Genomic DNA, 13034 nt, shown 5'->3' with positions numbered 1-13034 from the left:
CTCTACTCGCCCTTTTTCATCCGCCGGTCAATGACCATCCGCTCATAGTTGGTTATCTGGATCTTCACCCGCCGCAACTTAAGCAGAGCTTTCTTCTGCTCTTCCATGGCCTTTGCATGACGACCGCGCAAGGATGCTTCCTCACGTTTAAAGGCTTTGATTGTGTCTCTATGCCAGCTGGTAATCATTCTGTTGATGAACAAAGTTAAAAGAATGACTGTTGCGCAAATGCCGAACATGAGAATCATTCTTTTCCCCTCGCATTGTCCAAATCCTTTTTCAAACTCTCAAGGCTGCTTGCGGCATCAGCTATTTCGCGATTGATCTGGAGTGTCCCCTTCTGAAGCTTGCCCACCTTAAATTCCACCTCGTCACGCAAATTATCTATCTGAAGCCGTCGTTGCCCTATATTTCCGCTAACATTCATATAGCGTCCATAAAGAATCATAAAAAGAAGAAGGCCAAAAACAACTGAGACTAAAAAATACATGATCAGTCCTTGATAAAACAACGCAGCTTCAACTAGGCACACACCTACGTAAAATTCATCACCAGCTTACATCAAACTACCTCTGCTCCGACGCGCTCTTTTGGAGCAAAGCTTTCAGCTTGGCGTCGTCCGGGAAGTCGGCCAGCGCATCCTCAAGAACAACACGGGCTTCCGCGGTCATACCGACTTTAAGAAAAATACCGGCCATATTCCGGGCCACAGAAACTGCAGATTTGTGGATCATTCCGTCCGAACGTACAGCTTTTTTAAAATATTTAGCACACTTAGCGTATTCCTTGCCATCACTATAGGCCAGACCGATATTATAGAAAAGTCCGGGCTCATTGGGGGCAACCTTCAGCGCAGCCTGATAGTTTTCTACTGCCTGCTGCCACTTTCCCTGCTTGCGAAGGGCAATACCCAGCCGGTTATATGTTTCCAGATCATCCGAGCTCAAGCTTGAAGATTTAACCTTCAATAACTTTGCATAATATTTTTCGGCTTTATCCGGGGCTACATCAAATAGGGATTCTGCAATACCGCTCATTACCTGCGAAAGATACTCGTGAGCTTCCTTTACCGCACACCGAACAGCCTGGTCAAAGTACCTTTCCGCATCTTCAATCTCCTCCCGGCTGAGATGGACCTTACCTATCTCACATTTGCGCTCGGTATTAAGCGGACTGATGGAATCAAGTTTTTTCAGGTAATGAAGATACTGATCATCGTCATTATCTTTGTAGAAATCAGCCAGCTTCTTAATCGGCTCCATGAAAACTTTAGACTGCTCATGGGCCTGAATATACGATTTCAGCGCCTCTTCGCGCTGGCCCATCCCGGACAAAGCATCACCCTGCAACATCAATGCTGCGGGGCTGTCCGGCTTCATATCGAGAATTTTGGAACTGACCAGCAGGACTTTATCCAGTTCGCCGTTACGCAGGAGCTTTTTACCAGCTTCAACAAGCTGGGCAAGTTTTCCCTGAGGCTTAATGGTAAAAGCAAGCTTCTGGACCAGACTGTCCACAGAAACAGGCTTGGTGATTATATTGTTGGCACCCAGTTCATGCAGAAAAATAAGCTCTTCCTGACTGGTCTCATCAGTAAGGACAACAACCTTTACTTCGGGAAAAACCCGGCGGATATTCAGGATAAAGTCAGCGGAAGGCCTGCCCTTAATCAATCTTTCCACAAAAACCAGCACAGGCTCGTTAGCCCCTACCTTGTCCTTGATTTCAGAAAGACATGGGGCCTGATCCTGGAAATAAGCCAAACAATCCCGGCGAATAGCCAGAATCTTATGCAGAGTGCCGCGCAGCAGTTTATAAAAGGAAGGCTCATCACTGAGCAGGACGGTAAATCCGGCCTGTTCCTCATAAAACTCACGCACTATGTTGTCGTATCTGGTTGCCACTAAAGCCTCGCTTACACTGAGTCATCAAAAAAAGTAGAAATTATCAAACCTCGATGCACTGCCCTTGTTCGGGCAAAAAAACTCTTGCTGAGGAGATCGGGGACAGCAATGCTTCAATCTCATCAATGCAGCAGATTCGCACAAGAGGCTCTATATGCACAAGTGCCGCATTGCGAATCCCTGCGGAAATCACAAAATCAAGGTTCTCCCGGACGCAGGAATGACCTTTTACGGAATCATCCAGCCCATAAGCCTCAAGGATGGCAAGATCAACGCCTTCCGCCAGTTTCCGGCAATCATCCGTAAGCTGCCCGTCCCCAGTATAAAAGAGCATCTTTCCGGCACAGTCAAGCCGCAACGCCAATGCGGAGGCAGAATGATCGATAGAACAGGTTTTCAGGTTAAAACCGGAGACATGGTGCTGATCCCCCGGACTGAATTCATGAAAAACAAGCTTGAAGTCGATCTTAGCCCGCAGGTTAGGGTAAGCCAGATCAACAACCTGCCCGATCTTTTCTTCAACTCCAACTGGGCCGCAGACATGTAAATCCTTGGTTCGGCCGGCTGAGAAAAAAGCACCCAGCAGAAAAGGTACCCCAAAAAAATGATCCCCATGGAAATGCGAAATCCAGAGGGCATCAATATTTTGTGCATCCGGGACCATCCCTATGCAGGCATGCGCTGCGTTGAATCCGCAATCGAGCAGGATGCGCTTATCTCCGCCCTCCACCAGCATGGAAACATTGGTCAGTCCGGCGTCAAAGGATGAGCCTGTGCCTAGGAATGTACACCTCATATCAATAGGAAAAAATCAGCCCGTCACCGGTGGCTGAACCTTCCGGGATAATTCCCAGATAGCCCAGAATTTGTTTGATCAGCGGCTTTTCTTCTTCCGGTCCTTCGATAACGTTAACATCACCTTCAAGTCCGCAAAGAGCCTTGAGCACGGTCACGGAATCCTCAAATCCGCCGATACGGTCTACCAATCCCAGTTCTTTTGCCTTGCGTCCGGTAATGGCCCTGCCATCGGCTATTTTCTCCACCTGAGCGAGGTCTAGCTTGCGGGCTGATGCGACATCGGAAACGAACTGGTCATGCATATCCATGATCAGGTTAGTCAGATATTCACGCTGTTCCGGGGTCAGCTCGGCAAAGGGGGATCCGGCAGCCTTCATCTTGCCGCTGGTAATGATTATCGGCTTGACCCCGAGCTTATCCATGAGCTGATGGAAATTTGCATATTCCGCCTTGACCCCGATGGAACCCGTTATGGAACCTGAGCTGGCTATGATCTGGGTGGCCGGTGCTGCAGCGTAATATCCGCCGGAAGCGGCAACAGTACCAAAGGAAGCCACAATGGGCTTAACCTCGGCAACACGCTTTACCGCATGATACAATTCCTGTGAGGGGGCAATTGTCCCTCCGGGTGAGTTAACCCGCAGCAACACGCCCTTAACAGAATCATCCCTACGCAGGTCACGCAGGAATTTTACCGTAGGCAATGAGTTGGTGATGGTTCCCTGTACATTGACAACCCCGATTTTTCCTCCGGTCATGAAGTCCACTTTGCCATGAAAAAAGGCTGCGGCTCCCCATAGGAGAGCCACAGCCATTAATAGCAGACTGAAACCGAATAGAAACGGATGTCTGACAGAGAAACTGTTCTTAGGATTCTTCATCCTCAGTCTCTGCAGCAGCTGCATCAGCTGCGTCAGCAAGTTTCTGCTTCAGCAGTTCGCCCAGGGTGTTACCGCTGTCGGCAGGACCGGAACGGAATTCTTTGGGCTGACGTTTTTCAGTGTCTTCCTTGAGCTGCTTGATGGAGAGGCCGAGGCGACGCTCATCAGCAGATACGTGGATGACTTTAGCCTGGATGGTAACGCCTTCTTTGAACATCTCGGAAGGATTCTTGATCTTCTTGTGAGAGATTTCAGAAACGTGAACCAGACCTTCAATACCTTCTTCAACTTCTACGAAGAGGCCGAAGTCGGTGATGTTGGTAACGAGACCTTCAAGGGTGCAGCCAACGGGGTACTTAGTGGGTACCTGAGACCAGGGGTCTTCGGAAAGCTGTTTAACACCGAGGGTGAATTTCTCGTTTTCTTTATCAACGGTGAGGACTTTAGCCTGTACGGAGTCACCCACAGCGTATACTTCTGAAGGATGGCGAACCTTGCGGGTCCAGGAGATATCGGAAACGTGAATCAGGCCGTCAATGCCGTCTTCGATGCCGATGAACACACCGAATTCGGTGATGTTTTTGATCTGGCCTTCAAGGATAGTACCTTCGGGGAATTTCTCAGCAACAACATCCCATGGGTTCGGCTTAACCTGTTTCATACCGAGGGAGATGCGCTTCTTGTCGGGATCAACACCCAGAACAACTACGTCGACTTCGTCGCCAACGCGAACCATCTGGGAGGGATGGCGAAGTTTGCGGGTCCAGGACATTTCAGAAATGTGAACCAGACCTTCGACACCAGCTTCCAGCTCGACGAATGCACCGTAATCAGCGAGGTTGGTAACCTTACCGGTGTACTTGGCACCTTCGGGGTATTTGCCGGAGATGTCTTCCCACGGATCGGGAACGAGCTGTTTGAGGCCGAGAGAAACTTTCTGGCCTTCTTTGTCGAAGTTCAGAACTTTCAGTTCGAGCTCATCACCGAGTGCAACCATTTCCTTGGGATGCTTGATGCGCTTCCAGGACATGTCTGTGATATGCAGAAGTCCGTCGAGACCGCCAAGGTCAATGAACACACCGTATTCGGTGATGTTTTTGACTTTACCTTTAACGGTCTGCTCTTCTTCAAGAGTTTCAAGCAGCTGGGAACGCATTTCGTTGCGCTGTTCTTCGAGAAGAACACGACGGGAAACGATAACGTTGCTGCGACGACGGTTGATTTTGAGGATTTTGAATTCGTAAGTCTGATCAACGAGTGCGTCCATATCGGGAACGGGACGAAGATCGACGTGAGAACCGGGCAGGAATGCTTCCACGCCACCGAGATCAACGGTATAACCACCTTTGATGCGGCGGATGATTCTGCCTTCGACAACGCCTTCTTTTTCCTGCACTTCTTCAAGCTTGTCGAAGAGCTGCATGCGTTTGGCTTTGTCGCGGGAAAGGTGAATGGTGCCTTCGTTTTCGTTTTTGTTAGCAACAAAAACGTCTACTTTGTCACCGACTGCAACAGTCATTTCACCATCAGCATCCAGAAATTCGGATACTGCAATCTGGCCTTCAGACTTGAAGTTAACGTCGATAAGAACGAAATCTTTATCAACTTTAACTACTTCACCGGAAACGATGCTTCCTTCGTCCAGATTTCCGAAATCGGCATTTAGATAATCTTCAAGGGCAGCCTCGAAGTCCATTTCCATTTCGGCGTTCATGTTTCATTGTTTTCCATGGGTTACCTCCAACAACGATGTCCTCGGACAAAATTTCGGCATATATATTATGGGATAAGTACATTGGAAGCAACCTGCTCACGCGTTCCGAGGCAGCCGATGCCCAGATTGACCGTTGGCCCGGAGGCCGTACTTCGTCCCTAATGCCCGTTACGGGAAAACCTCAAGACTAATAATTTAATCATCCACCAGCGATTTTCAATACCGCCGGAGAAAGAACTCCAGCTTGAGATTAAGAGAACTGCTTCTATCCTAAAAAAGATCATCTGTAAACCAAATTAAATCAGTCCCTGCTCCCCGGAATCGTTTGCATTCAAAGCTTTAAATAAAAAAAAGAGCCGGAAAAAACCGGCTCCTTCCCCAAAAAAATTAACAGGGTAAGCGCTCAGCTACCCCTTGCACTGATGCTTGATATTAACCCCTTGAGTGATGAAGATGACCGACTCAGCTATATTGGTGGCCTGATCCGCAACACGCTCCAGATGAGCGGCAGCCATGATCAGATGCACCCCGCGTTCAACGATCCTTGTCTCAGAAACCATATTTTCAATAAGGCCTTTAAGGATTCGCACATTCAGGCTGTCCGCATCGTTATCCATGCTGCAAACTTCCGCAGCCAGAGCATGATCCTCATCAGCAAAAGCCTTCACCGCCTTGGCGACCATATTCTGGGCAACGGTACACATCTGCTCCAGCTTCTGGTTAAAAGGCAAGGGAGGACGGGTGCTCAGGAAAACAGCCCTGTGGGACAGATTAACCGCCTGATCGCCGATGCGCTCAAGATTGTTGGCGATACGCATGGAGCCTACAATAAAACGCAGGTCCCGGGCCATTGGCTGATCAAGGGCAAGCAGCCCGAGATTGTACTCATCAAGCTCACACTCAAGCTCGTTGATCTTGATATCATTCATAATGATGTCTTCAGCAAGCTCGGCATTACACTCAGTCAAAGCCTTGATTGAATTATTCAAGGCTGTTTCGGCCATGCTGGACATTCTGAGGACCTGAACCTTCAGGTCATCCATTTTTTTTGTAAAATGAGCACGCTGCTCCATCTAAAATCTCCGGATGATTGCGGCCCGGCACCCGGACCTGTAAACTTAATATGTAAAGAGACCTAACCGAATCTACCGGTAATATAATCTTCTGTCTGCTTATTTTTTGGCTTAGTGAACATGGTTTCAGTCTTACCGGTTTCAATGAGCCGCCCCATGTAGAAGAACGCGGTCTGGTCAGATACGCGTGCTGCCTGCTGCATGGAATGAGTCACGATGATGATTGTAAAATTCTTCTTGAGTTCGTGAATCAGATCTTCAATCTTCTGGGTGGCAATGGGGTCGAGTGCGGATGCAGGCTCATCCATAAGCAGGATCTCCGGTTCCACAGCCAAAGCACGGGCAATGCACAGTCTCTGCTGCTGACCGCCGGAAAGTCCGAGAGCGGAAGTATGGAGACGATCCTTGACCTCATCCCAGAGAGCTCCTCCCTTGAGGCTTTCTTCCACCTTATGGGCAACAAATTCCTTATCTTTGATACCGTTTACACGCAAACCGTAAGCAACGTTTTCAAAAATGGATTTTGGAAAAGGGTTTGGCTTCTGAAAAACCATGCCTACACGCCTTCTGAGGGTAACAACATCAAGTCCCTGAGCATAGATATCCTCATCATCAAGGGTAAGATCCCCATCGACGCGGGTTCCGGGAATGAGGTCGTTCATCCTGTTCAGACAACGAAGAAAAGTACTTTTACCGCAACCGGAAGGTCCAATCAGCGCAGTAACCCTGTTCTCTTCAAAATCCATAGAAATACCTTCAAGAGCCTTGAAGTTTCCATAGTAAAAGTCAAGATTCTTGGAAGCGATTTTAACAGCTTGCCCCATCACATTGTCTCCATAAGTAATTATATAAAAATAAAGTCTGATCAGGTTCAACAGATCCCTGATCTTACTAGATTCGCGCCGAAAAAAATTGCCAGCCTTCTCAAGCTGACAATGACTAACTATCCGGCACGGGTTACAGAGCAATGACCCGGCTGTTACATTTCTGTTACGTGAAATTTAGCACCATAAAAATCAATAAAATCAACATATATTTCGAAACACTCATAAAAATAAAAACACCCTGAAACCGAAAATTGATTCAGGGTGTTTTGAGTCAACAAATTTAAAAACAAAGAATTAAAAATCAAGTTCCAAAGAAATTCCTTTGTCATTCCTGCGCATAACAGGTTTAATTTTTGATGGAACTTTTTGGTCCAGATACAATACCAGCCGAAGCTTACCGGGATGTTCACCGAGTACGACTTTCTGCAACGGACAATCCTTGAATTTGTATAAAGACTTCGCTTTATTTGCCCATTGCCCATGCAGATCCACCACCAGACGGCGCGGTTTATCGAGATTAAACCAACTGATTTTACCCGCAGCAGCAGACAGTGCTATCTTCACCGTTGCCTTTTGGGCTTGACAGGAAACCGAAACCCCACTCAAGGCTCCTTTGGCTGAAATTGATTCGGCAGAATTTACGGGGTCAGTTGGCTCAGGTTTTAATTCAGAAGCTGTTTCAGCAACTACCTCATCCGGTTGCGGCTTCTTTGCCGGGACAGTTTCACTCTCCTTCTGCTCCGATTCTGCAACAGGTCCTGCAGTCACAGAACTATTTCCGGCACTTATATCCGCTTCGTTCAAACCGTCTTCAAGCGGACTATCTTCCACAGTGGAGGCCTTAAGGGGCAGGACCAGCTTTTCTACCGGCCTGCGCACCACAGGCCCATCCCCTTCCGGAAGCTGCTCTTTTTCCGCTTTTTCAACCAAAAAAGCGTTAAAAAAGCCCGTATGATAAAGGACCGCGCAGACTCCAGCCAACAAAAGGAGGACTAGCAACAGGGCTGTAAAAGGACGAAATTTCATTTTCATTATCAACATTCCGTTATTGTGGTCATTTTGAGAGCGTCAATATATGCAAAATTCGCGATGAAAGCAAAAGACTCCCACCCCGCGGAATGTACGGGCTGAAAAGAATTCCAAAAAACATAACCGCCTGCTTCTGTTAAAAACAGGCGGTTATGTTAAGTCTCCGTTAAAAGCTTATTTACTTTTCCATATCCATAGGCCGGATTCCCCAGATGTTGCGGGCGTAATCCATTATGGCCCGGTCACTGGAAAAATGCCCGGACCCGGCAGTATTCAGAATTGAACTTCGCTGCCAGCTTCTGCGGTCCAACCACATTTCATCCACCCGGTCCTGCTCATTCACATAATCCCGGTAATCAGCAAGGACCATATACTGGTCTCCTCCGTCAAACAGGGCATTAAGTATGGGCCGGAACAACTCCCGGTCTCCTTCGGAAAAAGTACCATCACCCAAGTAGTGCAGGACCTCGCCCAACTCCTGATCTGCGGAAGCCACCTCAGAAGGATTATACCCGTTGTTACGGCGCCGCCCGACTTCGTCAGCATCCATACCGAAAATAAACATATGCTCACGGCCCACTTCTTCCATAATCTCGATATTGGCACCGTCGAGTGTTCCGATGGTAAGTGCGCCGTTCAGGGCAAATTTCATATTTCCGGTACCGGAAGCCTCTGTTCCGGCAAGGGAAATCTGCTCAGAAAGGTCTGTGGCCGGGATTATCCGTTCAGCCTGAGAAACCCGGTAATTAGGCAGAAAAGCGATACGCAGTTTGTGGTTCACTGCGGGATCGGAATTGACAGCTGCGCCTACAGAATTAATCAGCCTGATGATGCGTTTAGCTAAAAAGTAACCGGGGGCAGCCTTTCCGGCGAATATTTTCAGCCTTGGGACAGACACGCTGTCAGGATTCTTTTTCAAACGGCAATAAAGGGTTACCGCGTGCAAAATATTAAGCAGTTGGCGCTTATATTCATGAATACGCTTTACGTGCACATCATACATCCAGTCCGCAGGCAGATAAATCCCGTACTCATTGCGGGCATAATCCACCAGCCGCTTCTTTTCCTTGAGTTTGCATTCATACCAGCGATCCTGAAAATCAGGGTCGTCAGCCAGCGCTTCCAGCTTTCTGAGCTGGTCCAGATCAGTAACCCATTCATCGCCTATTTTTTCGGTAATCAGCTCGGAAAGCGGCTGGTTGCATTGCCGGAGCCACCTGCGCGGAGTGATTCCGTTCGTTACCGAGGTGAATCTGCCGGGAAACATTTCCACAAAATCATGGAAAATGCTTTTCTTGATCAATTCGCCGTGAAGGGCGGAGACACCATTCACGGTAAAGCTGCCCACCACGGCCAGCCACGCCATACGCACCTGCGGATGTTCGCAGTCTTCAATGATGGACATGCGCTTCAACCGGCCTTCGTCGCCGGGAAAACTGGCCTTTACATCCTCCATGAAACGGCGGTTGATTTCAAAGATGATGGAAACATGCCGGGGCAAAACTTTTCGCATCATATCCAGAGACCATTTTTCAAGGGCCTCGGGCATCACCGTATGGTTGGTATAGGCAAAAGTCCGACGGCAGATACGCCATGCTTCATCCCAGTTGAGCATATGCTCATCAATCAGGATCCGCATCAGTTCAGGAATAGCAATGGCCGGATGGGTTTCATTGAGCTGAACCACGGCCCGGTTGGGCAATTCGGAAAAATCAAGCTTCAGCTTAAGAAAACGGCGCATCATATCCTGAATGGTTGCCGAGACAAAGAAATACTGCTGCACAAGACGCAGTTCACGCCCCTCGCTGAGACGGTCATTAGGATAAAGGACTTTGGAGATGGTCTGGGAGCGGACCGCATCTTCCATGGAACGAATGTAGTCTCCGCTGTTGAAGAGATCGAAATTGAATCGCCGTGCGGGCTGAGCCTCCCAGAGACGCATATTGATTACATTACCGTTTTTATAACCTGGAATAAGCATATCCACAGGCACGGCCATTACTTTTGCGCTGTCCGCCCAGCGATGACGGATAGAACCGTCCTCATGAGTGTACTGCTCTTCGCGTCCGTAAAGGCGGACCGTAAACATAAAGCCCTTACGGTTGAACTCCCAAGGATTTCCGCTGTGCAGCCAATCATCCGGGGCCTCAACCTGCTCCCCGTTTTCAATGGCCTGTTTGAAAATCCCGTACTCATACCTGATCCCGTAGCCGTAACCGGGAATCCCCAGACTGGCCATGGAATCCAAAAAACAAGAGGCCAGACGGCCCAGACCGCCGTTACCAAGCCCGGCATCGGCTTCAGCACTCTCTGCTTCCTCAAGAGTAGCTCCGAATTTTTCAAGCACCTCAGCAACTTCCTTCTCCACACCAAGACTCAAAGTGTTGCTGACCAGAGATTTACCGGTAAGGAACTCAAGAGAAAGGTAGTAAACACTTTTAGCCCGTTGGCTATAGTAAGACCTCTGGGTCTTAATCCAGTTACCCACAAGGCGATCACGCAAAGTATAAGCCAAAGCCTGATAAAGAGAAAAAAGATCCGTGCGACCGTAATCACGACCAAGATTTGAAAGATGGTGACGGCAAACACAATTAACAAGGGAATCAATATCCATTCCACCGATTTCATCAAGGAACTCATTGATATCTTTGGGCATAAAAACCTCACTATCTACAGGAAATGATTTAATTCAATAAAAACCCAAAAAAACCGTCTCACAAAAATGATTCACAGCAAAGTTATACATCAACTGGCGGAAAAAAGTAACGCAAACATACATTTTTAATTACAACTCAAAGTTAAAGGTGGACATAACAGTTCCATTCAACAGCTCTTCTTCCAAAGCCTACAATCCAGATCTACAGAATCAGCGGAGATATCATGCAACGCAAAGCATCAATCACAAGAAAGGAGAAACTTTTTTAATATTCTACTTCACCTTTATACACAGATAATGTTATTGAGAAGGATCATTATCAAGTCGACATTCAATAAGCTCACAGCTTCTCAGCAAGATATCTTGCTGAATTATAATATGTAAACACAACACGAAACATTATAGTGTTAAATCAAGCAAACCATACAAAACAAATAATTTTAAAATTATAAGGGAGAACATATGGAAGACCATCTTAAAGAAGCGCTTGAAATTGTAAAAGCCCAAGCCAGCGTGAGAACCATGACCGAGGAAGAGATAACCTCCATGGTTCAGAAACTGGCTTCCGGAATCAAAACAATAAGCGAAGGTATGCTGGATAACGGTTCCCCAGAACCGAATCCTCCGGTTGATCCCAAAAAAGCCATCAGGGAAAAGAGCATTATCTGTCTGGAATCAGGCAAATCCTTCAAGGTTCTGACCAAACGCCATCTGGCCAAATACGGCCTGACTCCGGATGAATATCGTGAAAAATGGGGCTACGCCAAAAAGACTCCGCTGGTCTGTAAATCACTGCAGCGGGAACGGCGCAAAAAGATGAAGGAAATGAAGCTCTGGGAAAAACGCAAAAAACAATAAACCGATCCCCCAAATAACAACTGAAAATCCCGGCATTTACATATGTAAATGCCGGGATTTTCAGTTATCAGCGGACAAGTTTTCCTGTCAGCAGGAACTACCACTTATCTGATGGTGGCTCGTAATAAAATTCAACTCTACGGTTGATTGCCCTGTTCCGGTTGGAAGTGTTCGGTACCAGCGGTTTGGTTCCGGCATACCCAACGGCTTTGACCCTCTTTGAAGACACTCCGGACTTCTTGAGAATATAACGCAGACAAGACGCAGCTCTTGCAGCTGAGAGTTCCCAGTTGGAGCTGTATATATTATTTTTTGTAGCCCGGTCATCCGTATGCCCGCGGACAACCAGATTAAAATTCTTTTTTTTCATGATCCCGGCAACCTTATCCAGCAGTTTTGTTGCATTAGGGTTGATCTGGGCTGTTCCGGGCATAAATATGGCCCGCGTAGGCACCCTGACCAACACGCCCTGCTGGTCGGTATTGACTGACATCAATTTCTGCATTTTGCCGGCGGAAATAAAGGCCCTGATATCAACTTCAAGGGCTTCTAAATTTTTCTTGGCCTGCGCACTGGCAGAAGAGGCAGAATGGGGACTGCTGGAAAAAGCCATGTGCTTTCCGGTCCGGTCATGAGTCTGCATACCGAATGCATCACGCATGGAACCTTTCAATGTCTCAAAGTTAGCAACATCCTGGTTGGCGAAAGAAAGCAGCAGGACAAAAAAGCACAACAGCAGTGTGACCATATCCGCAAAGGTGGCCATCCATGGCGGCAGCCCTTCCTCCGGCGGAGGTTCAGCCGGGGCCTTGGCTACAACGTATATTATTTCTTCTTTTTTCGGGGGCACAAAAAACACTCCGGGAAAACCGTTTCAGGCTATCTGATAACGGCAACCACTCATTATTGCAAATCTATCATCAACCTAACCCAGCATGCGCCTTATTTCGTTAATCATGACCTCGCAGCTCGGCAATGGTTTCAGAAATATGGAGTTTGAGACACTGGGGACTTCAGCCAGATCCACCGGAATACTGAATTCAGGGGAACCGGTATAAATTATATACTTCAGCTCCGGCCATTTCTGCCGGGCCTCATTGATAAAGTCAGTGCCGCTCATTCCCGGAAGCCTTAAATCCACCACCACCATATCCACTCTCCGGCCATCAAGAAAACTCAAGGCTTCTTCGGAACTGCCGACTTCATATACATTGAACTCCTCATCTTCAAGGCTTATCGCAAGACTTTCCCTTACATGCAAATCATCATCGAGAATAAGTATTGAGTGTGACAC

The 13034-nt window shown here is 47.7% G+C and carries 13 protein-coding genes; 1 reads left to right on the top strand and 12 read right to left on the bottom strand.

Annotated features, from left to right (window positions below):
- Window positions 1-2: 2 nt before the first annotated feature.
- The 10 genes from ACKU41_RS13915 to ACKU41_RS13870 form a co-directional block, all read right to left on the bottom strand.
- Window positions 3-248 (bottom strand): hypothetical protein, encoded by a 246-nt coding sequence (locus ACKU41_RS13915; protein ID WP_319777999.1) that lies wholly within the window; start codon window positions 246-248, stop codon window positions 3-5.
- On the bottom strand, window positions 245-490 hold the full coding sequence (locus ACKU41_RS13910) for a hypothetical protein (RefSeq protein ID WP_319777998.1): 246 nt from the start codon (window positions 488-490) through the stop codon (window positions 245-247). Before ACKU41_RS13910 ends, ACKU41_RS13915 begins: the two co-directional genes overlap by 4 nt.
- A gap of 76 nt (window positions 491-566) precedes the next feature.
- The gene (locus tag ACKU41_RS13905; protein WP_321401613.1) at window positions 567-1904 is read right to left on the bottom strand and encodes a tetratricopeptide repeat protein; all 1338 of its coding nucleotides are present in this window, start codon (window positions 1902-1904) and stop codon (window positions 567-569) included.
- Between the two features lie 43 nt (window positions 1905-1947).
- Window positions 1948-2700, bottom strand: coding sequence for an MBL fold metallo-hydrolase (locus ACKU41_RS13900; protein ID WP_321401611.1), 753 nt, complete (start codon window positions 2698-2700; stop codon window positions 1948-1950).
- A 1-nt stretch (window position 2701) separates the two neighbouring features.
- On the bottom strand, window positions 2702-3583 hold the full coding sequence (gene sppA / locus ACKU41_RS13895; RefSeq protein WP_319777995.1) for a signal peptide peptidase SppA: 882 nt from the start codon (window positions 3581-3583) through the stop codon (window positions 2702-2704).
- Window positions 3570-5297 (bottom strand): 30S ribosomal protein S1, encoded by a 1728-nt coding sequence (locus tag ACKU41_RS13890; protein WP_321401608.1) that lies wholly within the window; start codon window positions 5295-5297, stop codon window positions 3570-3572. Before ACKU41_RS13890 ends, sppA begins: the two co-directional genes overlap by 14 nt.
- Before the next feature lie 407 nt (window positions 5298-5704).
- The gene (gene phoU / locus ACKU41_RS13885; RefSeq protein ID WP_321401606.1) at window positions 5705-6370 is read right to left on the bottom strand and encodes a phosphate signaling complex protein PhoU; all 666 of its coding nucleotides are present in this window, start codon (window positions 6368-6370) and stop codon (window positions 5705-5707) included.
- A gap of 62 nt (window positions 6371-6432) precedes the next feature.
- Window positions 6433-7194: a phosphate ABC transporter ATP-binding protein PstB gene (gene pstB, locus ACKU41_RS13880; RefSeq protein ID WP_319777992.1), complete on the bottom strand. Its 762-nt coding sequence runs from the start codon at window positions 7192-7194 to the stop codon at window positions 6433-6435.
- A 297-nt stretch (window positions 7195-7491) separates the two neighbouring features.
- A complete protein-coding gene (locus ACKU41_RS13875) occupies window positions 7492-8229 on the bottom strand; it encodes an AMIN domain-containing protein (RefSeq protein WP_321401604.1) in 738 nt (245 codons plus the stop codon).
- Between the two features lie 175 nt (window positions 8230-8404).
- Window positions 8405-10882 carry a glycogen/starch/alpha-glucan phosphorylase gene (locus ACKU41_RS13870; protein WP_321401602.1) on the bottom strand — a complete coding sequence of 826 codons (2478 nt, stop codon included), beginning with the start codon at window positions 10880-10882 and terminating at the stop codon, window positions 8405-8407.
- Window positions 10883-11344: 462 nt separating this feature from the next.
- On the opposite strand from ACKU41_RS13870, the gene ACKU41_RS13865 reads away from it, so the two are divergent.
- On the top strand, window positions 11345-11740 hold the full coding sequence (locus ACKU41_RS13865) for a MucR family transcriptional regulator (RefSeq protein WP_319777987.1): 396 nt from the start codon (window positions 11345-11347) through the stop codon (window positions 11738-11740).
- 97 nt (window positions 11741-11837) lie between these two features.
- On the opposite strand, the gene ACKU41_RS13860 is transcribed toward ACKU41_RS13865, so the two are convergent.
- The gene (locus tag ACKU41_RS13860; protein WP_321401600.1) at window positions 11838-12590 is read right to left on the bottom strand and encodes an OmpA family protein; all 753 of its coding nucleotides are present in this window, start codon (window positions 12588-12590) and stop codon (window positions 11838-11840) included.
- 75 nt (window positions 12591-12665) lie between these two features.
- Complete coding sequence (locus tag ACKU41_RS13855; RefSeq protein WP_319777984.1) at window positions 12666-13034, bottom strand: response regulator; 369 nt, start codon at window positions 13032-13034, stop codon at window positions 12666-12668.

Source organism: Maridesulfovibrio sp., assembly GCF_963678865.1.
Taxonomy (GTDB): Bacteria; Desulfobacterota; Desulfovibrionia; order Desulfovibrionales; family Desulfovibrionaceae; genus Maridesulfovibrio.
Note: the sequence above shows the minus strand (reverse complement) of the source record. Positions and strands in the feature narration are given on the sequence as shown.

Bases quoted from the DNA above. Each gene is read 5' to 3' on its own strand.
- phoU (WP_321401606.1), bottom strand. From the start codon at position 6,370: ATGGAGCAGCGTGCTCATTTTACAAAAAAAATGGATGACCTGAAGGTT.
- ACKU41_RS13865 (WP_319777987.1), top strand. From the start codon at position 11,345: ATGGAAGACCATCTTAAAGAAGCGCTTGAAATTGTAAAAGCCCAAGCC.
- ACKU41_RS13870 (WP_321401602.1), bottom strand. From the start codon at position 10,882: ATGCCCAAAGATATCAATGAGTTCCTTGATGAAATCGGTGGAATGGAT.
- ACKU41_RS13875 (WP_321401604.1), bottom strand. From the start codon at position 8,229: ATGAAAATGAAATTTCGTCCTTTTACAGCCCTGTTGCTAGTCCTCCTT.
- ACKU41_RS13890 (WP_321401608.1), bottom strand. From the start codon at position 5,297: ATGAACGCCGAAATGGAAATGGACTTCGAGGCTGCCCTTGAAGATTAT.
- ACKU41_RS13910 (WP_319777998.1), bottom strand. From the start codon at position 490: ATGTATTTTTTAGTCTCAGTTGTTTTTGGCCTTCTTCTTTTTATGATT.
- ACKU41_RS13915 (WP_319777999.1), bottom strand. From the start codon at position 248: ATGATTCTCATGTTCGGCATTTGCGCAACAGTCATTCTTTTAACTTTG.
- pstB (WP_319777992.1), bottom strand. From the start codon at position 7,194: ATGGGGCAAGCTGTTAAAATCGCTTCCAAGAATCTTGACTTTTACTAT.
- sppA (WP_319777995.1), bottom strand. From the start codon at position 3,583: ATGAAGAATCCTAAGAACAGTTTCTCTGTCAGACATCCGTTTCTATTC.
- ACKU41_RS13900 (WP_321401611.1), bottom strand. From the start codon at position 2,700: ATGAGGTGTACATTCCTAGGCACAGGCTCATCCTTTGACGCCGGACTG.